The 19,210-nt window shown below is 71.7% G+C and carries 16 protein-coding genes and 1 pseudogene; 4 read left to right on the forward strand and 13 right to left on the reverse strand.

Annotated elements, in window-relative coordinates:
- Window positions 1–464 precede the first annotated feature (464 nt).
- Both ABZT74_RS14510 and ABZT74_RS14515 read right to left on the reverse strand, forming a co-directional pair.
- The gene (locus tag ABZT74_RS14510) at window positions 465–2,291 is read right to left on the reverse strand and encodes an ABC transporter ATP-binding protein (RefSeq protein ID WP_356435022.1); all 1,827 of its coding nucleotides are present in this window, start codon (window positions 2,289–2,291) and stop codon (window positions 465–467) included.
- Complete coding sequence (locus tag ABZT74_RS14515) at window positions 2,288–4,156, reverse strand: ABC transporter ATP-binding protein (RefSeq protein ID WP_356435025.1); 1,869 nt, start codon at window positions 4,154–4,156, stop codon at window positions 2,288–2,290. Before ABZT74_RS14515 ends, ABZT74_RS14510 begins: the two co-directional genes overlap by 4 nt.
- A gap of 221 nt (window positions 4,157–4,377) precedes the next feature.
- On the opposite strand from ABZT74_RS14515, the gene ABZT74_RS14520 reads away from it, so the two are divergent.
- On the forward strand, window positions 4,378–5,127 hold the full coding sequence (locus ABZT74_RS14520) for a L,D-transpeptidase family protein (RefSeq protein ID WP_356168030.1): 750 nt from the start codon (window positions 4,378–4,380) through the stop codon (window positions 5,125–5,127).
- 12 nt (window positions 5,128–5,139) lie between these two features.
- Here ABZT74_RS14520 and ABZT74_RS14525 read toward each other — a convergent pair.
- Window positions 5,140–5,747: pseudogene (locus ABZT74_RS14525) on the reverse strand (FAD-binding oxidoreductase); the annotation flags it as partial.
- Window positions 5,748–5,878: 131 nt separating this feature from the next.
- Window positions 5,879–6,334 (reverse strand): MarR family transcriptional regulator, encoded by a 456-nt coding sequence (locus ABZT74_RS14530; protein WP_356435029.1) that lies wholly within the window; start codon window positions 6,332–6,334, stop codon window positions 5,879–5,881.
- 156 nt (window positions 6,335–6,490) lie between these two features.
- Between ABZT74_RS14530 and ABZT74_RS14535 the strand changes: the two genes are divergently transcribed.
- Together ABZT74_RS14535 and mltG are read left to right on the forward strand one after the other, a co-directional pair.
- A complete protein-coding gene (locus ABZT74_RS14535; RefSeq protein WP_356435032.1) occupies window positions 6,491–8,290 on the forward strand; it encodes an ABC transporter ATP-binding protein in 1,800 nt (599 codons plus the stop codon).
- A 44-nt stretch (window positions 8,291–8,334) separates the two neighbouring features.
- A complete protein-coding gene (gene mltG, locus ABZT74_RS14540; RefSeq protein ID WP_356435035.1) occupies window positions 8,335–9,225 on the forward strand; it encodes an endolytic transglycosylase MltG in 891 nt (296 codons plus the stop codon).
- A gap of 81 nt (window positions 9,226–9,306) precedes the next feature.
- Here the strand turns inward: mltG and ABZT74_RS14545 are convergent, their stop codons facing one another.
- The 5 genes from ABZT74_RS14545 to ABZT74_RS14565 form a co-directional block, all read right to left on the reverse strand.
- Window positions 9,307–10,395, reverse strand: a complete 1,089-nt coding sequence (locus tag ABZT74_RS14545) for an NAD(P)-binding domain-containing protein (protein WP_356435037.1) — start codon at window positions 10,393–10,395, stop codon at window positions 9,307–9,309.
- Between the two features lie 233 nt (window positions 10,396–10,628).
- Complete coding sequence (locus tag ABZT74_RS14550) at window positions 10,629–11,660, reverse strand: ABC transporter substrate-binding protein (protein ID WP_356435039.1); 1,032 nt, start codon at window positions 11,658–11,660, stop codon at window positions 10,629–10,631.
- 45 nt (window positions 11,661–11,705) lie between these two features.
- Entirely contained in the window at window positions 11,706–12,452 is a 747-nt protein-coding gene (locus ABZT74_RS14555; RefSeq protein WP_356435042.1) for an ABC transporter ATP-binding protein, read from the reverse strand.
- Window positions 12,425–13,339, reverse strand: coding sequence for an ABC transporter permease (locus ABZT74_RS14560; RefSeq protein ID WP_356435045.1), 915 nt, complete (start codon window positions 13,337–13,339; stop codon window positions 12,425–12,427). Before ABZT74_RS14560 ends, ABZT74_RS14555 begins: the two co-directional genes overlap by 28 nt.
- A gap of 145 nt (window positions 13,340–13,484) precedes the next feature.
- Complete coding sequence (locus ABZT74_RS14565; RefSeq protein WP_349817350.1) at window positions 13,485–13,568, reverse strand: putative leader peptide; 84 nt, start codon at window positions 13,566–13,568, stop codon at window positions 13,485–13,487.
- A gap of 123 nt (window positions 13,569–13,691) precedes the next feature.
- Between ABZT74_RS14565 and ABZT74_RS14570 the strand changes: the two genes are divergently transcribed.
- Window positions 13,692–14,114 carry a secondary thiamine-phosphate synthase enzyme YjbQ gene (locus ABZT74_RS14570; protein ID WP_356168052.1) on the forward strand — a complete coding sequence of 141 codons (423 nt, stop codon included), beginning with the start codon at window positions 13,692–13,694 and terminating at the stop codon, window positions 14,112–14,114.
- 109 nt (window positions 14,115–14,223) lie between these two features.
- Here the strand turns inward: ABZT74_RS14570 and ABZT74_RS14575 are convergent, their stop codons facing one another.
- The 4 genes from ABZT74_RS14575 to ABZT74_RS14590 form a co-directional block, all read right to left on the reverse strand.
- A complete protein-coding gene (locus ABZT74_RS14575; protein WP_356435049.1) occupies window positions 14,224–15,447 on the reverse strand; it encodes an MFS transporter in 1,224 nt (407 codons plus the stop codon).
- Between the two features lie 191 nt (window positions 15,448–15,638).
- Window positions 15,639–16,121, reverse strand: coding sequence for a carboxymuconolactone decarboxylase family protein (locus ABZT74_RS14580; RefSeq protein WP_356435052.1), 483 nt, complete (start codon window positions 16,119–16,121; stop codon window positions 15,639–15,641).
- Between the two features lie 229 nt (window positions 16,122–16,350).
- Window positions 16,351–17,991: a SpoIIE family protein phosphatase gene (locus tag ABZT74_RS14585; RefSeq protein WP_356435306.1), complete on the reverse strand. Its 1,641-nt coding sequence runs from the start codon at window positions 17,989–17,991 to the stop codon at window positions 16,351–16,353.
- A gap of 279 nt (window positions 17,992–18,270) precedes the next feature.
- Window positions 18,271–18,951 carry a class I SAM-dependent methyltransferase gene (locus tag ABZT74_RS14590; RefSeq protein WP_356435055.1) on the reverse strand — a complete coding sequence of 227 codons (681 nt, stop codon included), beginning with the start codon at window positions 18,949–18,951 and terminating at the stop codon, window positions 18,271–18,273.
- Window positions 18,952–19,210 lie beyond the last annotated feature (259 nt).

Raw genomic sequence — 19,210 nt, forward strand, 5'->3', positions numbered from 1 at the left:
CGCCGAAAACGACGACGGGCGCGCGGGCCACGGGACACCGCTGTCGCCCCACGCGAACCGGGTGGTTCCCGGGGGTCCCCCGAGCGGGTGTCCACATCCAGCCTTCCACCCCCCTTCGGCACCGCGCAACGCCACAGGGGCGGACCAGCGCCGCCGCACGGGCCGCCGAGCGGGTCTGGCCCACGTCGGAAGGGTGCCTCGAAGGCAGGTGGGGTCCCGCTCCCGTCGAGAAACGGAACGCCACCCGCACGGGCGGCCGGCGCCGGAAAGGTCGCTCCTCGCGGGGCCGCCCGGGCGGCCCCGACCGTTCCTCTCCGTGCGCTTCACGGATGTGGCCGACCCACACCCGTGCGGCACGCCCCTCCAGGCATCGGCCTGCCGGGGGCGGGGCGCCCGACGGCACCCCGGGGCAGTTCACCACCGGTTCCTGGGGACCGCCCGCCTCGGGCCGGTCCGGCCCCGGCTCACCCGTGCCAGGATCGCCAGAGGGCCGCGTAGGCGCCGTCCGCCGCGACCAGCTGGTCGTGGCTGCCCAGCTCGCTGATCCGGCCGTTCTCGACGACGGCGATGACATCGGCGTCATGGGCCGTGTGGAGCCGGTGGGCGATCGCGATGACGGTGCGCCCGTCCAGGACCCGGGCCAGCGAGCGTTCCAGATGGCGCGCCGCACGGGGGTCCAGCAGCGAGGTCGCCTCGTCCAGGACCAGCGTGTGCGGGTCCGCGAGGACCAGCCGGGCGAGAGCGATCTGCTGGGCCTGCGCGGGCGTGAGCGCGAACCCGCCCGACCCCACCTCGGTGTCCAGACCGTCGTCCAGTGCCCGGGCCCACCCGTCGGCGTCCACCGCGCCGAGGGCAGCCCACAACCGGGCGTCGACGGCTGCGGGAGCGTCCGCGGGTGTCCCCTCGGCCGGGCGGTGCCGGGAGCGGGGGACGGCGAGCAGCAGGTTGTCGCGCAGGGAGCCCACGAAGACGTGGTGTTCCTGGTTGACGAGGGCCACGTGCGAGCGGACCTCCTCGGCGGGCATCCGGGACAGTTCGGCTCCGCCGAGGGTGATCCGCCCGTCCCGGGGCGCGTAGATCCCGGCGAGGAGCCGGCCGAGCGTGGACTTGCCGGCGCCGGACGGGCCGACGAGCGCGACCCGGGTCCCGGGCGGGACCGCCAGCGTGACGTCACGGAGCACATCCACGCCGGCGCGGTAGCCGAAGTGGACTCCGTCCGCGTGGACGTCACGTCCGTCGGGTGCCACGGCGGGATCGCCCGCGGCGGGCTCGATGTCCCGGACTCCGACGAGACGGGCCAGGGAGACCTGGGCGACCTGAAGCTCGTCGTACCACCGCAGGATCAGGCCCACCGGGTCGACGAGCATCTGCGCGATGAGCGCGCCCGTCGTCAGCTGGCCCACCCCGATCCAGCCCTGGAGCGCGAAGACCCCACCGACCATCAGAACCGAGCAGAGCACCGTCACATGGGTGATGTTGACGACCGGGAAGAGCACGGACCGCAGCCAGAGCGTGTACCGCTCCCACGCCGTCCACTCCTTGACGCGGCGGTCCGACAGGTCGATGCGGCGCCTGCCCAGCCGGTGCGCCTCGACGGTGCGTCCGGCGTCGACGGTCTCCGCGAGGACGGCGGCGACGGCCGCGTAGCCGGCGGCCTCCGACCGGTAGGCGGCCGGTGCCCGCTTGAAGTACCAGCGGCAGCCCACGACCAGCAGCGGGACGGCGATCAGGACCGCGGGCGCGAGCGCCGGTGCCGTGACGGTGAGTCCGGCGAGCAGCAGTGCCGCCCACACCACACCGATGGCCAGCTGCGGCACGGCCTCGCGCATGGCGTTGGCGAGCCGGTCGATGTCGGTGGTGATGCGGGACAGCAGGTCTCCCGTCCCGGCGCGTTCCAGTACGCCGGGCGGCAGTCCGACCGACCGTACGAGGAAGTCCTCGCGCAGGTCGGCCAGCATCCGCTCGCCCAGCATGGCGCCCCGCAGCCGAACCTGCCGTACGAACACGGCCTGGACGAGGAGCGCGGCGACGAACAGGGCGGCGGTGCGCTCCAGATGGAGGTCGCGGGTGTGGTCCGTGACCCGTTCGACGACCGCGCCCAGCAGATAGGGCCCGGCCATCGAGGCCACCACGGCCACGGTGTTGACGCCGACCAGCAGGAGGAAGGCCGTGCGGTGACGCCGGAACAGTTCGGTCACGTAGGCGCGTACGGTCGCGGGCTTGCCGACGGGCAGGGTGGTCGCCGTCGTCGGAGCGGCCGGGTCGTACGCCGGGGGCGCCACGCCGATCATGCGGTCTCCTCGATCTCTTCCAGTACGCCGCTCAGGACGGCTTCGTCGTCGGGGGTCACATCGCCCAGAGAGGCCCGGGCAGCGGCCTCGCCGGCGGCCTCCTCTTCGGTCTCCCGGGTCACCACGGCCCGGTACAGCGGCTCGTCGCGCACCAGTTCACGGTGCGCCCCCACTGCGGCGACCCGCCCCTCGTGGACGAGGACCACCCGGTCCGCGTGGTCGAGGAGCAGCGGCGAGGAGGTGAACACGACGGTCGTCCGCCCGGCCCGCAGGGACCGCAGCCCCTCGGCGATCCGGGCCTCGGTGTGCGAGTCGACCGCGGACGTCGGCTCGTCGAGGACGAGCACCTCCGGGTCGGTGATCAGCGACCGGGCCAGCGCGAGTCGTTGGCGCTGGCCGCCCGAGAGGGACCGTCCGCGTTCGGTGATGCGGGTGTCCATCGGGTCCTCGACGTCGAGCGAGCCCTGGGTGAGGGCGTCCAGCACGTCACCGCACTGCGCGGCCTCCAGCGCCGAAGCGGCGCTGACGAGTCCCGACGCGGGCACGTCGAGCAGCTCGCGCAGGGAGCCGGACAGCAGCACCGGGTCCTTGTCCTGGACGAGGACGGCGGTGCGCGCGGAGTCCAGGGGCAGTTCGTCCAGCGGCACGTTCCCGAGGAGCACCGAGCCGCTGGACGCGACACCCTCGACGCTCACCTCTGCGGTCCGTTCGGACGGGTGGCCGCCGAGCCGCTCGGCGAGCAGACCCGCCGCGTCCGGGTCGCCGCACACCACGGCGGTCAGCCGGCCGGCCGGAGCGAGCAGTCCGGTCCCCGGGTCGAACAGGTCTCCGGACGGCGCCTGCGCCGCGCGTGAACCGTCACTGTCCATGGCGCGGTCCAGAGCCAGCACCCGGGCGGCGCGCTTGGCGGACGGGCGGGAGAACGACCAGGCCATCGCGATCTCCTCGAAGTGCCGCAGAGGATAGGTGAGCAGCATCACGGCGCTGTACACGGTGACGAGTTCGCCGACGTCGATCCGGCCGTCGCGGGCCAGCAGCACGCCGCGCCAGACGACGGCGATCATCAGCAGACCCGGCAGGAGCACCTGGATCGCGGCGATCAGGGACCACATGCGGGCGCTGCGCACGGCGGCGTGCCGGACCTCCTGGGAGGCGCTGCGGTAGCGGTCGAGGAAGAGTTCCTCGCCGCCGATGCCGCGCAGGACCCGCAGACCCGCGACGGTGTCGGAGGCCAGCTCGGTGGCGCGGCCCGCCTTCTCCCGCTGGACGTCGGCCCGTCCGGTGGCGCGGGGCAGCAGGGGCAGCACGGCGAGGGCGAGGACCGGCACGCCCACGGCGACGATGACGCCGAGCGCCGGCTGGTAGAGGACCAGCCCGACGCAGACCAGCACCACTGTCAGGGCCGCCGCCGTGAACCGGGACACCGCCTCGACGAACCAGCCGATCTTCTCGACGTCGCCGGTCGAGACCGCGACGACCTCGCCCGCCGCGACGCGCCGTGTCAACGCGGAGCCCAGCAGGGCGGTCCGGCGGGCCAACAGCTGCTGGACGCGGGCGGCCGCGGTGATCCAGTTGGTGACCGCGGTGCGGTGCAGCATGGTCTCGCCGAGGGCGATGCAGGCGCCGCACAGCGCCATGAGCCCGCCGGTCAGGGCGAGCCGGGTGCCGGAGCGGTCGATGACGGCCTGGACGGCCATACCGACACAGAACGGCAGAGCCGAGACGGCCACGAAGTGCAGCAGACCCCACGCCAGCGCCTTGAACTGTCCGCCCAGCTGATTCCGGCCGAGCCACCACAGGAATCGGGGACCCGAGCGGGCGTCCGGCACACCCGGGTCGGGATAGGGAAGGTCTTGAATCTGCATGACGTCCCAGTGGCTCGTGTCAGGTGAGGAGGCGAAGCCGCCGATCTCCGGCAACCGGCCGGTCGCGGAGACCGGCAACAAACCGTGAAAGGTTCGCGTCGTAACGTGGTGGGGCGCAAACGATTTTCCGGCCGGGAGCATGGATCCGGCCTGATCGGCCGCGACTGGCCGGGGAGCGGGAGAGGACGATTCGTCAGCGACGTGGTGCGAGGATGGACGGCATGCGAATGAACGGTGCGATGCGTACGGGGCTCGCCGCGGTGACCTGCGGGACCCTGGCCGTCGGTCTCGCGGCCTGTGGCGGCTCGGCGGACGGCGGGGCGAAGGACGTGAAGGGAAACGCGGGATCGGCCGGGCAGGCGGCCCGCACCAGCGCCCCTCCGGCGGACCCGACCCGCATCCCCGACGTGGGTGACCGGCTCCAGAAGAAGATCCCGTCCGACTCCCGTCAGGTTCTGGCCGTCTACGGCGAGGGCAAGGACTCGGCGACCTCCACCGCTGTGCTGTACACGAAGTCCGGCAAGAACTGGAAGAAGACCATCAGTTGGGCCGCGCACAACGGGAAGAAGGGCTGGACGACCGACCACCACGAGGACGACAAGCGCAGTCCGGTGGGCGTGTACACGCTCAGCGACGCGGGCGGTGTGCTCGACGACCCGGGCGCCCGGCTGCCGTACACGCAGTCGGAGGACTTCCAGGCGCCGCACTACTGGGCGAAGTCGCACTGGCACGACTTCGACTACGTCATCGCCATCGACTACAACCGTCTCAAGGGCAATCCGCCGGACGACGGCACCCGCCCGTGGGGTGACGAGAAGGGCGGCGGCATCTGGCTGCACCTGGACCACGGCAGCGGCACGTCGGCCTGTGTGAGCCTGCCCAAGTCCGGTATGGAGTACCTGCTGCGCACGCTCGACCCCGACCAGCACCCGGTCGTGGTGATGGGCGACAAGGCGGACCTCAAGGCGTAGCCGCGCCGGATCTCACGGCGTGGCCGCCGCGCCGCCTTCGTGCGCTGCGGGACCACGGGTCGCGCGCTCCAGCTCCAGCAGTGCGGAGTAGTAGCCGCGGCCCGTCGTGTGGTCCATCCCCACCTCGCACATGCGGTTCGCCGACTCGGTGAGTTCCCGGTGGAGCATGCCGCGTCGCCCGCGAAGGCGCAGCACCCGGCGTCGTCGGGAACCACCACCTCCTCCGCGCACGCCTCGGCCACGTGCGCAGGTGCGCATCGTCGCCCAAGTGGCGCATGGAGCAGGTCGGATGGAGCACCGCGGAGCCGACGGTGCGGTGCACGGTGAGGTGGGGGAGCGGTTCCTCGGCCGCCCACACCAGCGAGTCGACCACCGACAGCCCGGCGTGCAACTCCCGGTTGTCGGGGGTCAGATACGGCACGACCTCGCGCGCGATGCCGAGGGTGCGGGACGAGGCGTCGATGACGAGCGGCAGCCGGCCGCCCGCGGTCCAGCCCCAGGCCGCCTCGACGATCCGGTTGGCCATGACGGCGTTGCCCGCGTCGTACCCCTTTGAGTGCCAGATCGTCGCAGCACGTGCCCAGCACGTCGTCCGGGATCCATACCGGCCGGCCCGCGCGTTCGCCGAGGTCGGCGCTCCCGCCGGACCGCTCCCGCCGGACCGTCCGGGCGGGCACGCTCCAGCCGGGACGTCCCGGCGTCGGCACCCGCGCCGGGCCGCTGTGGCGACGGCCTCGGGCGCCGAGCGGCGTCAGCAGGGGTGCTCGGCCCTCGGCACTCCGTCCACCAGGGTGTCCAGCAGGCCGCCGAGCACCTCACGCTGCTCGTCCGTCAGGGGAGCCAGGATCTCCTCCGCGGCGCCGCGGCGCGCGGCGCGCAGCTCCCGCAGCGCGGAGCGGCCCTCGTCGGTGACCTCGATCCGGATCACGCGCCGGTTGGTGGGATCCGGGACCCGCCGCACCTTTCCGCCGGCCTCCAGACCGTCGACCAGGGTGGTCACGGCCCGCGGCACCACTTCGAGGCGCTCGGCGAGATCGGTCATCCGGGGCGGCGAACTGTAGTGCGCGAGGGTGCGCAGCAGACGCGACTGGGCCGGTGTGATGCCCAGCTCGCGCTCCTCCAGATGGCGCTTCTGGATGCGGTGCACGCGGCGCGTGAGGCGCAGCAACTGCTCGGCGAGCAGGCCGTCGGCATCTGGGGTGGTCATGCGGGAACAATATCAGGATGCGGTTCATTGTGAGTATAGGTAACAATGAGCTAGGCTCCGGCAGTCGTCGGATCCTCACGGGGTGGCCGTGGTCCACGCGTACCGCGCAGGCCCGCACTCCCGTGCTTCCTGTATCCCCGTTTCCCTAGGAGTCCATTGCCTCCCGAACGCATCACGTGGAGCCCGTCACCTGCCGACAAGGAACAGCCCCGGCAGGTGCGCCGCATCCTGAGCCTCTTCCGCCCCTACCGGGGCCGCCTCGCGATCGTCGGCCTGCTGGTCGGCGCCGCTTCCCTGGTGTCCGTCGCCACCCCCTTCCTGCTCAAGGCGATCCTCGACACCGCCATCCCCCAGGGCCGCACGGGCCTGCTGAGCCTGCTCGCGCTCGGCATGATCCTCAGCGCCGTCCTCAGTGGCGTCTTCGGCGTCCTGCAGACCCTCATCTCCACGACCGTCGGCCAGCGCGTCATGCACGACCTGCGCACCGCCGTCTACGGCCGGCTCCAGCGCATGTCGCTGGCCTTCTTCACCAGGACGCGCACGGGCGAGGTCCAGTCCCGCATCGCCAACGACATCGGCGGCATGCAGGCCACCGTCACCTCCACCGCGACCTCCCTGGTCTCGAACCTCACCAGCGTGATCGCCACCATCGTCGCCATGATCGCCCTGGACTGGCGCCTGACCGTCGTCTCGCTGCTCCTGCTCCCGGTGTTCGTCTGGATCAGCCGCCGCGTCGGCAACGAACGCAAGCGGATCACCACCCAGCGGCAGAAGCAGATGGCGGCGATGGCCGCCACCGTCACCGAGTCGCTCTCCGTCAGCGGCATCCTCCTCGGCCGCACCATGGGCCGGTCGGACTCGCTGACCAAGTCCTTCGCCGACGAGTCCGAGGGTCTGGTCGACCTCGAGGTGCGGTCGAACATGGCAGGACGCTGGCGCATGTCCGTCATCGGCATCGTCATGGCCGCCATGCCCGCGTTCATCTACTGGACCGCGGGCGTCGCCCTCCAGCTCGGAGGGCCGACGATCTCGATCGGCACCCTCGTCGCCTTCGTCTCGCTCCAGCAGGGCCTGTTCCGGCCGACGGTCAGCCTGCTGTCCACCGGGGTGCAGATCCAGACCTCGCTGGCGCTCTTCCAGCGCATCTTCGAGTACCTCGACCTGCCCATCGACATCACGGAGCCCGAGCGCCCGGTCCACCTCGACCAGGTCAAGGGGGAGATCCGCTTCGAGGACGTCGAGTTCCGCTACGACGACAAGGGTGCCCCGATCCTCGACGCGATCGACGTCACCGTCCCGGCCGGCGGCAGCCTCGCCGTCGTCGGACCGACCGGCTCCGGCAAGTCCACGCTCAGCTATCTGGTGCCGCGGCTGTACGACGTCACCGGCGGCCGCGTGACGCTGGACGGGGTGGACGTGCGCGACCTCGACTTCGACACCCTGGCCCGCGCGGTCGGCGTCGTCTCGCAGGAGACCTACCTCTTCCACGCCTCGGTCGCGGAGAACCTGCGGTTCGCCAAGCCCGACGCCACCGAGGAGGAACTGCACACGGCGGCGCGAGCGGCCCAGATCCACGACCACATCGCCGCTCTGCCCGAGGGGTACGACACGGTCGTCGGCGAGCGCGGCCACCGCTTCTCCGGCGGCGAGAAGCAGCGCCTCGCCATCGCCCGCACCATCCTGCGCGACCCGCCCGTGCTCGTTCTCGACGAGGCGACCAGCGCGCTGGACACCCGTACGGAGCACGCCGTGCAGGAGGCCATCGACGCCCTGTCGGCCAACCGCACCACGATCACGATCGCCCACCGGCTGTCCACGATCCGCGGCGCCGACCAGATCGTCGTCCTCGACGCCGGCCGCGCGGTCGAGCGCGGAACGCACGAGGAACTCCTGGATCAGGGCGGCCGCTACGCCGCCCTCGTGCACCGGGACGCCCAACTGGAGCCGACAAGATGACGATATGCCGGGTTTGTGGTCATTAGCGGGTTAACGTGCCCGCTATGCAGATGAACACTCCGCCACGGAGCACGATTCGACTGACGCGTCGGGGCCGGGTCGCCCTCATCGCGACCGGAGCCGTCGTGGCGGCCACCGCCGTGGCGGTGCCGCTGCTCAGCATGGGAACCGACCAGGACGAGTCCCCGAAGGCACTCGTCATCCCGGAGGGCTGGCGCTCCGGCCAGGTCTACTCGGCCGTCGACAAGGCTCTGCGGATGCCCGCGGGCACCACCAAGAAGTCCCTCGCCAAGGCGAACCTGAAGCTTCCCAACGACGCCGAGGGCAACCCCGAGGGCTATCTCTTCCCGGCGACGTATCCGCTCGGCAAGAAGTCGACCCCCGAGTCGCTGCTCACCTTCATGGTCGACACCGCGAACAAGAAGTTCAACGGCGCGCCGGTCGCCGCGGGCGCCCAGCGCAACGCGATGAACGTCTACCAGGCCGTCACCATCGCGAGCATCGTCCAGTCCGAGGCGGCGACCACCGCGGACATGGGCAAGGTGGCCCGGGTCATCTTCAACCGGCTGGAGCGCGGCATGCCGCTGCAGATGGACTCCACCATCAACTACGCGCTGAACCGCTCCACCCTGAACACCACGCAGAACGACACCCGGATCAACAGCCCCTACAACTCCTACCAGCGCATGGGACTGCCGCCCACGCCGATCGCCAACCCCGGCGAGGAGGCGATGCGCGTCGCGATCAACCCGCCCGCGGGTGACTGGCTGTACTTCGTCACCGTCAAGCCGGGCGACACGCGCTTCGCGGCCAGCTACGAGGAGCACCAGCGCAACGTGGCCGAGTTCAACCGGAACCAGAGCCGCAAGAGCGCCTCTCCCGCCGTCTCCTCCACCGCTTCGCCCACCGTCTCCTCCGCTTCGCCCAGCCACTGAGCCACGCGCCGGGCGGAGGGAGCCCGCGTGCCGGACCACGTCCACGTCACGTGGCCGGTGCACGGACCGGTGCGCGGGACGTCACACGGTGGCCGGCGAGCTCGCCAGCAGCCTCCTGATGTCCCGCACCGCGGCACGGCCGGCCCGGTTGGCTCCGACGGTGCTCGCGGACGGCCCGTAGCCGACCAGATGGACGCGCGGATCGGCGGCCACCCGTGTCCCGTCGACGCGGATCCCGCCGCCCGGCTCCCGCAGGCGCAGCGGTGCCAGATGGTCGATGGCGGCGCGGAATCCGGTCGCCCAGAGGATCACGTCGGCGTCCACCCGCCCTCCGTCCGCCCACTCCACCCCGTCCGGGGTGATCCGGTCGAACATCGGACGCCGGTCCAGCACCCCGTCGGCCAGACCCTGCCGGATCGCGTCGTTCAGCGGCAGCCCGGTCACGGAGACCACGCTGCGGGGCGGAAGTCCCTGGCGCACGCGTTCGTCCACCAGCGCGACAGCGGCCCGCCCGAACTCCTCGGTGAAGGGCCCCTCCCGGAAGACCGGAGGGCGCCGGGTCACCCACGTGGTCGCGGCGGCGAAGGCCGCGATCTCCATCAGGTGCTGGGTGCCCGAGGCGCCGCCGCCCACGACGACCACGCGCTGCCCGGCGAACTCCTCCGGGCCCGGGTACTGCGCCGTGTGCAACTGCCGTCCGCGGAAGGTCTCCTGGCCCGGGTAGCGCGGCCAGAACGGCCGGTCCCAGGTGCCCGTCGCGTTGATCAGCGCCCGTGCGGACCACTCCCCGTCGTCCGTCTCCACGAGCAGCCGGCCGTCGGACCCCTCCCGGACCGCCGTGACCTTCACGGGCCGTCGCACCCGCAGGTCGAAGGCGTGCTCGTAGGCGTCGAAGTACTCCCCGACGACCTCGGAGGAGGGGCGGCCCGGGTCGGCGTCCGTCAGCTCCATGCCGGGCAGCTCGTGCATCCCGTGCACCTTGCCGAACGTCAGCGTCGGCCACCGGAACTGCCAGGCGCCACCCGGCCGCGGCGCGTGGTCGAGGACGACGAAGTCCCGCCCGGGCTGGAAACCGGCACGCCGCAGGTGGTAGGCGCTGGACAGACCCGCCTGGCCCGCGCCGACCACGACCACATCGACCTCACGCGCGCGTACCCCTGTGTCGTTCACGCTTCTACCAACCGGGCCGGGCTCCGGGATCTTCCCGCAGGGCGACACCGTGTGATCCACCCGACGGAACCCACGGTCAGCGGCCTCGGGCCGGGGGCGCACCCGCCGCTCGACCGGCGTGATCGGTCGAGGGTGCCGCCGTGTCGCCGGTGCGGGAGTGCCGGTCGACAAGGTCGACAAGGGTCACACCGTTCCCGCCCGCCGGCAGGAATCAGTGCGGGTGAACGGAGAGATCAGGACTCCTTGAACACGCGGGGAGCGGTGGTCGACGCCGGCAGGTCACCGTTGAACCGGGGATCCACGAAGCCACTGAAGTCGACCTTGCCCGGCAGCAGTTTCAGGCCGGTGAAGGTGTCGGCGATCGCCTGCTCGGAGGCGATGAGCGGCTTGTCGACCGCGACAGCGATCCGGCTCGCGTTGGTCCGCTTCACCGACGCCAGCGCCACCTCGTAGGGCAGACCGGTGTCCTTCGCCCACACCTTCGCCCAGGCCTTCGGGTGCTCGTAGACCCAGTCCTGGGCGCGCCGCAGCCGCTCCAGATAATCCTTCAACGCCGCGGTCTTCTTCCTGTCGCGCAGCGCGCCGGGCGCCGCCACCTGGAAGCTGAGCCCGTTGACGACCCCCTCGCCGTCGGCCAGGATCCGCCCCTGCTTCGCCTGCAGCACCTGCGAGGTGTACGGGTCCCACACCGCCCACGCGTCGACCTTGCCACTGGTGAACGCGGCCAGCGCGTCGGCGGGCTGCAGGTACTTCACCTCGACGTCGGCCGGCGTGAGGCCTGCCTCCTTCAGCGAGGCGATCAACTGGTAGTGCGCGGACGAACCCTGCGCCACGGCAATGGACTTACCCTTCAGCTCCGCGGGCTTCCGCAGCGTCGAGTTCTTCGGTACGAGGATGGCCTCGCCCTGGGAGTTGCCGTGCCAGGCGGCCACCACCGAGATCTTCGAGTGCGCCCCGGCGGCGAAGACGGGCGGCGTGTTGCCGACGCCGCCGATGTCGACGGCCTTGGCGTTGACGGCCTCCAGGAGCGGTGGGCCGGAGGTGAACGTCGACCATTTGATCGTGTAGTCGAGGTCCTTCAGCTCTCCGGCGGCCCGCAGCACCGCCTCGGAACCACCCTTCTGGTCACCGACGTCGAGCGTGAGGGACCCCTTGCCGTCGGTGCCGGAACCGGTGCCGGTCCCGACAGCCGAGTGCCCGCCGCAGGCGGCGAGCAGCAGGGTGAGGGGCAGGATCAGGGCGGCGGGGACGGGATGTCGTCGCATGGGGTTCCGTTCGTGGGGGTGAACTGGATTTCTGGACAGGGGAGTTCAGGCCGCTTCGGCGGCGGTGTCGACGCCGAGCCGTTCCAGCAGGCCGGCGCGGAGCGCGGCGAACCGGGGGTCGGTGATGTCGCGGGGGTGTTCCAGGCCGACATGGGTCTCGTGGGCGATGACACCGTCGTCCATCACCAGGACACGGTCGGCCAGCAGCACGGCCTCCTCGACGTCATGGGTCACCAACAGGACCGCACAGCCGCGGCGTTGCCACAGCTCCCCGACGAGCCGCTGTGCCGTGATCCGGGTCAGTGCGTCGAGCGCGCCGAACGGCTCGTCGAGCAGCAGCAGATCGGGCTCGCGGACCAGAGCCCTGGCCAGCGACGCGCGCTGCGCCTCACCGCCGGACAGGGTCTTGGGCCAGGCGTCCGAGCGATGGGTGAGGCCGACCTCGGTCAGGGCCCGCTCGGCGACGGTTCGGTCGGGCCTGCCCGGCAGCCCGAGCAGCACGTTGCGCCACACCTTCTTCCAGGGCATGAGCCGGGGTGACTGGAAGGCGACCGCCCTGCGGCGCGGGACCAGGACGGTGCCCTCGATGTCGCGGTCGAGCCCGGCCAGGATCCGCAGCAGCGTCGACTTGCCGCAGCCGCTGCGCCCGAGGAGGGCCACGAACTCGCCCCGCCCGACGTCGAGTCGGAGACCGTCGATGACGGCCCGGCCGTCGAAGGAGCGGGTGAGGCCCTCGACCCGTACCGCCGGGGTCGCTTCGGGGCTCACCGGCCCGTGAACGTCGGTCGCCATTGCAGCAACAGCCTTTCGAGGGTGCGGACGACGAAGTCGGCGAGCAGGCCGAGGAAGGCGTAGACGATCAGGCAGACCACGATCACGTCGGTGCGCAGGAAGTCGCGCGCCTGGACCATCAGGAAGCCGATGCCGGCGTCCGCGTTGATCTGCTCGGCGAAGACGAGCGCGAGCCAGGCGATGCCGAGGGAGTAGCGCAGTCCCGTCATCGCGCCGGGCAGCGCGCCCGGCAGGATCACATGCCGCACGAGCCCCCAACGGGACAGGCCGAGGGACTCGCCCGCCTCGATGAGCTGGGAGTCGACGCCGCGGATGCCGGCGTAGACGTTCAGGTACAGCGGGAACGACACCCCGAGGGTGATGATCGCGATCTTCGGGGTCTCGCCGATGCCGAACCAGATGATGAACAGCGGGATGAGGCCGACGAAGGGCACCGTCCGCAGCATCTGGACGGAGGCGTCCACCAGGTCCTCGCCGATCCTGAACAGCCCCGACACCAGGGCGAGTCCGGTGCCTATGAGAGTGCCGAGGACAAGGCCCACGGCGACGCGTTGCAGGGACACTCCCATCGCCCCGGGCAGCGAACCGTCCGTGACCAGGTCCCGGCCGACCCGGGCGATGGTCCCCGGAGACGCGAGGACGTCGGGCGTCAACACCCCTGTGCTGCTGAGGAGTTGCCACAGCGCGAGCAACAGCAGGGGTCCTGAGGTGCGGCGTACCCAGCGCGGAACGCGTGTGCGGCGGGTGGAGGCGGGGACGATGGGTTCGAGTTCGGCCGCGAGGGACGCGTGGTCGGGCGCGGTCGGGGCCTGATCCGGGAGGCCGCCCTTGGGTAGGGGCGACAGGTCCGGCCCGGACGGGCCGGGCGGGGCGTGACTGATGCTCATGAGGGCTCCACTGGAGGAGGGGAGCGTCCGCAAGGGGGTACGCCGGAACCCCGACACGTCGACGGCTCGGCGTGCGGACACGGGAGAGCGGGACGCGCGGGTGGGGCGGGGCGCGAGAGCGCGGAGGTGCGGGAGGGGAAGGTCGTCAGCAGCCGCGGCGACACGCGGCGGAGGCCACCCGCAGCAGGTCGATGTGACCGCGCGTGGTGAGCAGGGCTGAACGCAACATGCGGCAGAAAGTAGTCAGCTCGTCCGTGTCCGGTCAACGGTGTCTCGCGGAATGGACCCCGCGCAGCACTGGCTCGGGCGGTCGGCCGCGTGCGGAACCCGCCGTATGGGAGAGGATGGGGCCATGTCCGATGCCTTCACCACGCACGTCCTGAACGTGTCCTCCGGATCGTCGGAGACGGTCGTCGACCTGACCCGTGACTGCGAGGCCTTCCTCCGGGAGGTCGCGGCGGGCCGCGACGGTCTCCTGAACATCTTCGTGCCCCACGCCACCGCCGGGATCGCCATCATCGAGACCGGCGCGGGCAGTGACGACGACCTTCTCGCTGCCCTGCACGCCCTGCTCCCCGCCGACGACCGCTGGCAGCACCGCCACGGCAGTCCGGGCCACGGCCGCGACCACGTCCTCCCGGCGATCGTCCCGCCGCACGCCACCCTGCCGGTGGTGGACGGGAGTCTGGAGCTGGGGACGTGGCAGTCGGTGTGTCTCGTCGACACGAACAAGGACAACCCGAACCGTCAGGTCCGGTTGAGTTTCCTCGGCTGAGACGACCCGCGCCGTCCTTCACCGGAACGCGCGGAACCGGCGGGTCCCAGAGGGCCGCCGGCTCCGACACGCCGTGTCGCGGGGGTATGTGACGCCGCGTCACGTCTGTTCAGCTCGTCGTGCGGTGGGCGCGCTCCGTCGTCCAGTAGAGGAGCGCGAGCAGGGGAAGTGCCGCCCCCAGAAGCGTCAGGGCCGTCCAGCCGCCGGCGTGGTAGACCACCGAGCCGAGCTGCGAACCGAGCGCGCCGCCGACGAAGAACGTGGCGATGAAGGCGCTGTTGAGGCGGGCTCGCGCGTCCGCGTCGAGCTGGTAGACGGTGTGCTGGCCCAGGATCAGCGTGGTCTGCACGGCCATGTCGATCAGGATCGCCGCCACGGCGATCAGGACGACGCTGTCGCCGCCGAAGCCCGCGACCGCGAAGGCCAGCGCGGCGGCCACGAACGCCGCGCCCGTCATCGGACGGACCAGCCCCCGGTCGGCCCACCGGCCCGCGAAGGGAGCCACGGCCGCGCCCGCCGCACCGACCAGCGCGAACACCCCCACGCCGACGGGGGAGTAGTGGAAGCGGGGACCGGTCAGCACGAAGGAGACCGTCGTCCAGAAGGCGCTGAAGGCTCCGAACATCGCCGCCTGGTAGAGCCCCCGGCGCAGCAACACCGGGTGGGTGCGCACCAGGCGGAGTGTGGAGCGCAGAACGTGGTGGTAGGGGATCGTCGTGGTGGGGGCGTGCTCGGGCAGGGCGACCCGCAGTGCCACGGCCAGCAGGGCCATCAGGACGGCGGAGCCGAGGAAGACGACCCGCCAGCCGGCCACGTCCGAGACGAGGCTGCTCAGGGTGCGGGAGAGCAGGATGCCGGTGAGCAGACCGCTCATCACCCGGCCGACGACGCGTCCGCGGGCGTGGTCGGGGGCGAGGCTCGCGGCGAAGGGCACCAGGATCTGGGCGACGACCGAGGTGGCCCCGCTGACCAGCGAGGCGATCAGCAGCATGGGGAAGCTGGTCGCGAGGCCCGCCGCCACCAGCGCCAGCGTGGTGACCGTGAGCAGAGCGGTGATCAGGTTCCGCTTCTCCAGCCGGTCGCCGAGCGGGACCAGGAAGAGCATGCCGAGGACGTAGCCGACCTGTGTGAGCGTGATCAGCGCTCCCGCCGTCGAGGTGCCGATGTGGAAGACACCGCTCAGCGAGGAGAGCAGGGGCTGGGCGTAGTAGAGGTTGGCGACCGTCATGCCGGAGGCGACGGCCAGCAGCGCGACCAGCCAGCCGGGCACACCGGAGGCGGCCTGCGCCGTTCCGGAACGGCTGGTGGTCCGGACGTCGGACGATGCGGACATGTGCACCTTCTCGAAAGGTCGGCCGGGGAAGCCGGCTCGGGTGGGAACGCTGTGCGGTGACGGCATCCCCTTCGAAGCCGTCACAGGGCACAAGCGCCCGACCGCCCCTCGATCTTCCTCACCGGATGCGATGGTTCGGGATGTCTGTCATCTCGATCGGAGATGAGCGGAGACGGGTGGGACGAGCACGGTCAGGGTGCGGGGCGCACCGGATGCCGGCTCAGGACGGAGACCCGGTTGAAGGCGTTGATGGTGATCGCGACCCAGATCACCGCGGAGATCTCGTCGTCGGACAGGACGCGTCGCGCCGCGGCGTAGGCGGTGTCCTGCGCGGCGCCCTTCGCGGGCTCGGTCGTCGCCTCGGCCAGGGCGAGCGCCGCACGTTCCCGTTCCGTGAAGAGCTCGGTGTCGCGCCACGCGGCCAGGACGCCGAGCCGCCGGGTCGTGTCGCCGGCCCGCAGCGCCGCCCGGGTGTGCACGTCCAGGCAGAAGGCGCAGCCGTTGATCTGGGACACCCGGAGGTTGACGAGTTCCACCAGCATCCGGTCCAGGCCCGCTTCGGCGGCGACGGCCCGGACGGCCTCGGAGGTCTCGACCAGCGCGTGATAGGCCTTCGGGCTCTGCTTGTCGACGAAGACCCGCCGGTCCGTCGCTTCGGTTGCCGTGTCGCTCACCCTCGACTCCTTCGTGGACCGTGCCGGCCCCGCTGGGCTCCACCGGCACGTTGGCGATCATTGTCCTACGATCGCCGTACGACGTTCCGGCGGCCCCTGACGACCCTGCCGCGACCGGACCGGGGGACGACACGCTCGCGTTGCCGGTGACGGCGTCGGACCGCGCGGCGAACCGTGGCCGGAGCCGGTGATCAGCAGCTCATTCCCGTCAACGTATCGGAGCGCGCGGCTACTTCGCCGGGATCTTCTGCTCGAACCAGACGACCTTGCCGCTGCTCAGCCGCGTCGCACCCCACCGCAGGGCGAGCTGGTCGACCAGGAACAGACCGCGGCCGCACTCGTCGCCCGGCGCCGCCTCCCGCATCCGGGGCACCAGTGGCGAGTCGTCGGTCACCTCGCAGCGCAGCACCTCGGTGCGCAGCAGCCGCAGGGAGATCGGCCGCGATGCGAAGCGCACGGCGTTCGTCACGACCTCGCTGACCATCAGTTCCGTCGGGTCCAGCAGGGCGTCCAGACCCCAGCGGCGCAGGGCCCTGCGGATCAGCCGGCGCGCCTGCCCCGCCGTCATCGGGTGGGGGGCCAGGTACCAGTACGCGACGCTGTCCGGCGGAAAGCCCTCGAACCGGGCGGCGAGCAGGGCGATGTCGTCGTCCCGGGTGCCCGGCCCGAGCGTGCCGAGGACGTGGTCGCACAGTGTCTCCAGCGAGGCGGGCCCCGCGGCGGTGGTCTGGAGGCGGAGCCGCAGTTCCTCCACGCCGCTCCCCACATCGGTGGTGCGCGACTCGACGAGGCCGTCCGTGTACAGCACCAGGGTCGCCCCGGTGGGCGCGGACATCTCCACCGACTCGAAGGACACACCGCCGACGCCGATGGGAGCGCCGGGCGGGACGTCGAGCACTTCGGCACGGCCGTCCTCGTGCAGCAGCACGGCGGGTGGATGACCGGCGTTCGCCATCAGCAGGCGGTGCGATATCGGGTCGTAGATGGCGTAGAGGCACGTCGCCATGTGGTCGCTGCCGAGGCGCTGGGCCTGCTCGTCGAGATGGTGCAGCACCTCGTGGGGCGGCAGGTCGAGGCCGGCGAGGGTCTGCACGATGGTGCGGAGCTGGCCCATGATCGCGGCGGACGTCATGGAGTGCCCCATGACGTCGCCGACGACGAGCGCTACCCGGTTGCCGGGCAGCGGGATCGCGTCGTACCAGTCGCCGCCGACCTGGGCGGTCTTCGAGGCGGGCAGATAGCGGCTGGCCAGCCGTACGCCGGTGGGTTCGGGCAGCGACGACGGGAGCATGGTGTGCTGCAGCGTGTCCGCCACGGCGGCCTCGTGGCCGTACATGACCGCCTTCTGCACCCCGAGCGCGGTGTGGGTGGCGAGCTGCGAGGCGACGAGCAGGTCGTCCCCGGTGAACGCCGGGCGGTCCCCGCACCGGAGCAGCACGACCGTGCCCATGACGTGATGGCTGCCGTGCAGCGGGGCGATGATCACACGGTGGCCCGGCGGCAGCGTGCTCGACGGGTCCACGCCGGAGGCGAGGAGTTCGGCGACGGCGGGCGCGTTCCCCGGTGCGTCGCCGAAGGCGGGACGCCCGTCCAGCAGCAGCTCGGCGAGACGCCCGCCGCCGGCCGGCTCCACCCGCTCGGCGATCTCCGGGAGCACGGGTGCCGGGGATCCGTCGGCGGGCGGCGCCACCCGGACCGCACCGGTGTGCGGCACGTCGGCAACCCCGACGCCGTGCAGGCGCAGCACGACGGGTGCCGCCGGGAGTTCCGCCCCCACCGGCAGTGGGTCGTCCAGATGGATGTGGATGGCGTCGGCGAACGCGGGGACGGCAGCCCGTCGCAACTCCCTGAGCGTCTCGTCCAGGTCCATCCCGCGGGCGATCCGCCGTGTCGCCACGTCGAGATACCGCAGGCGGTCGGTCTGCGGCACGCCGTCCCCGGTCCCCGTGGCGAGGGGGCCGGTCGCCACGGCGGGCGGCCCCGCCACCGCGACGGGCAGCTCGGCCGCCGGCACGGCAGGAGCGACGGTCGCCGCGGCGGACGAGGGAAGGCAGTGCGGCAGCGGAGTGCTCTCATGAGGGATGTGGTGCTCGGTCACGCGTTCTGTCCCGTCGGTGGGTGGCGCGGTCCGCGGCTCGGACCGACCTCCTCAGTCAGCCCGCCGGCAGCAGAGGAAGACCTGCTCCTCCGGCGGGACGTCGGCCACCGAGGGGGCGTAGGTGTACGAGGTCTCGTCGACGATCTCGAAACCCGCCGCCTCGACGACCTTGTGCAGGTCCTCCCGCAGATAGCCGGACACCCGGATCGTGTTCCCCAGGAACGGGATGGCGAAGTTGTCCACGTCGGCCTCGACCATCGAGAGGACGAACAGGCCGCCGGGGAGCAGCAGATGACGGATCGTCCGCAGCGCGAGGGGGATCTCGGCGCGGGGCAGCATCAGCAGCGAGAAGAAGGCGGCGACACCGTCGAAGCGGCCGAGATCGCGGGGGCCGCCCGGCCGCAGGTCCGCGATGTCGGCCTGATGGAACGTGCCGTCGGGGACGGACTCGCCGGCGAGTTTCACCATGCCGGGGGACAGGTCGACGCCCGTGACCTCCAGGCCGGCGTCCGACAGCTGGCGCGCGGTCGGCACCCCCGTGCCGCACCCCAGATCCAGCACCCGCGACCCGGCGGCGAGCGATTCGACCAGCCAGGTGCCGGCCGCGACCTGGCCCTCCTTGTGCGGGAAGGCCTCGTCGTAACGGTCGCCGATGGAGTCGAACGCGTCCGCCTGACCGGTGCGATCGAGCCGCATGCTCTCGTAATCAGTCCCGTGATTGCTGTTGATCACGAAAGTACCTTCCAAGGGGTCGATCGAGTGATTGCGCTATCCGACCGAAAGTGGCCGTGACGAGATCTCCGAGCCGAATGAGTCGCTCAGGAGACGTCAATTCGGAACGATAGTCGTTCAATGTTCGGTCGGATGCCAGAGTGGCTGAAGTTGACTGCCGGTCAACGAAGTTGAGGCCTCCGCGCGCGGTCACCCGGGGTGCCGGCCCGCCTTCGGGCGCCGCATTCCGTCCCGGGTTCCCGAATCCGCCGAGCACCGC

It is taken from the genome of Streptomyces sp. NPDC005302 (assembly GCF_040607345.1).
Taxonomy (GTDB): domain Bacteria; phylum Actinomycetota; class Actinomycetes; order Streptomycetales; family Streptomycetaceae; genus Streptomyces.

Coding starts and splice junctions, on each gene's coding strand:
- ABZT74_RS14555 (WP_356435042.1), bottom strand. CDS start 12,452: ATGGCGACCGACGTTCACGGGCCGGTGAGCCCCGAAGCGACCCCGGCG.
- ABZT74_RS14560 (WP_356435045.1), bottom strand. CDS start 13,339: ATGAGCATCAGTCACGCCCCGCCCGGCCCGTCCGGGCCGGACCTGTCG.
- ABZT74_RS14550 (WP_356435039.1), bottom strand. CDS start 11,660: ATGCGACGACATCCCGTCCCCGCCGCCCTGATCCTGCCCCTCACCCTG.
- ABZT74_RS14565 (WP_349817350.1), bottom strand. CDS start 13,568: ATGTTGCGTTCAGCCCTGCTCACCACGCGCGGTCACATCGACCTGCTG.
- ABZT74_RS14520 (WP_356168030.1), top strand. CDS start 4,378: ATGCGAATGAACGGTGCGATGCGTACGGGGCTCGCCGCGGTGACCTGC.
- ABZT74_RS14515 (WP_356435025.1), bottom strand. CDS start 4,156: ATGCAGATTCAAGACCTTCCCTATCCCGACCCGGGTGTGCCGGACGCC.
- ABZT74_RS14570 (WP_356168052.1), top strand. CDS start 13,692: ATGTCCGATGCCTTCACCACGCACGTCCTGAACGTGTCCTCCGGATCG.
- mltG (WP_356435035.1), top strand. CDS start 8,335: ATGCAGATGAACACTCCGCCACGGAGCACGATTCGACTGACGCGTCGG.
- ABZT74_RS14585 (WP_356435306.1), bottom strand. CDS start 17,991: ATGGACCTGGACGAGACGCTCAGGGAGTTGCGACGGGCTGCCGTCCCC.
- ABZT74_RS14575 (WP_356435049.1), bottom strand. CDS start 15,447: ATGTCCGCATCGTCCGACGTCCGGACCACCAGCCGTTCCGGAACGGCG.
- ABZT74_RS14510 (WP_356435022.1), bottom strand. CDS start 2,291: ATGATCGGCGTGGCGCCCCCGGCGTACGACCCGGCCGCTCCGACGACG.
- ABZT74_RS14530 (WP_356435029.1), bottom strand. CDS start 6,334: ATGACCACCCCAGATGCCGACGGCCTGCTCGCCGAGCAGTTGCTGCGC.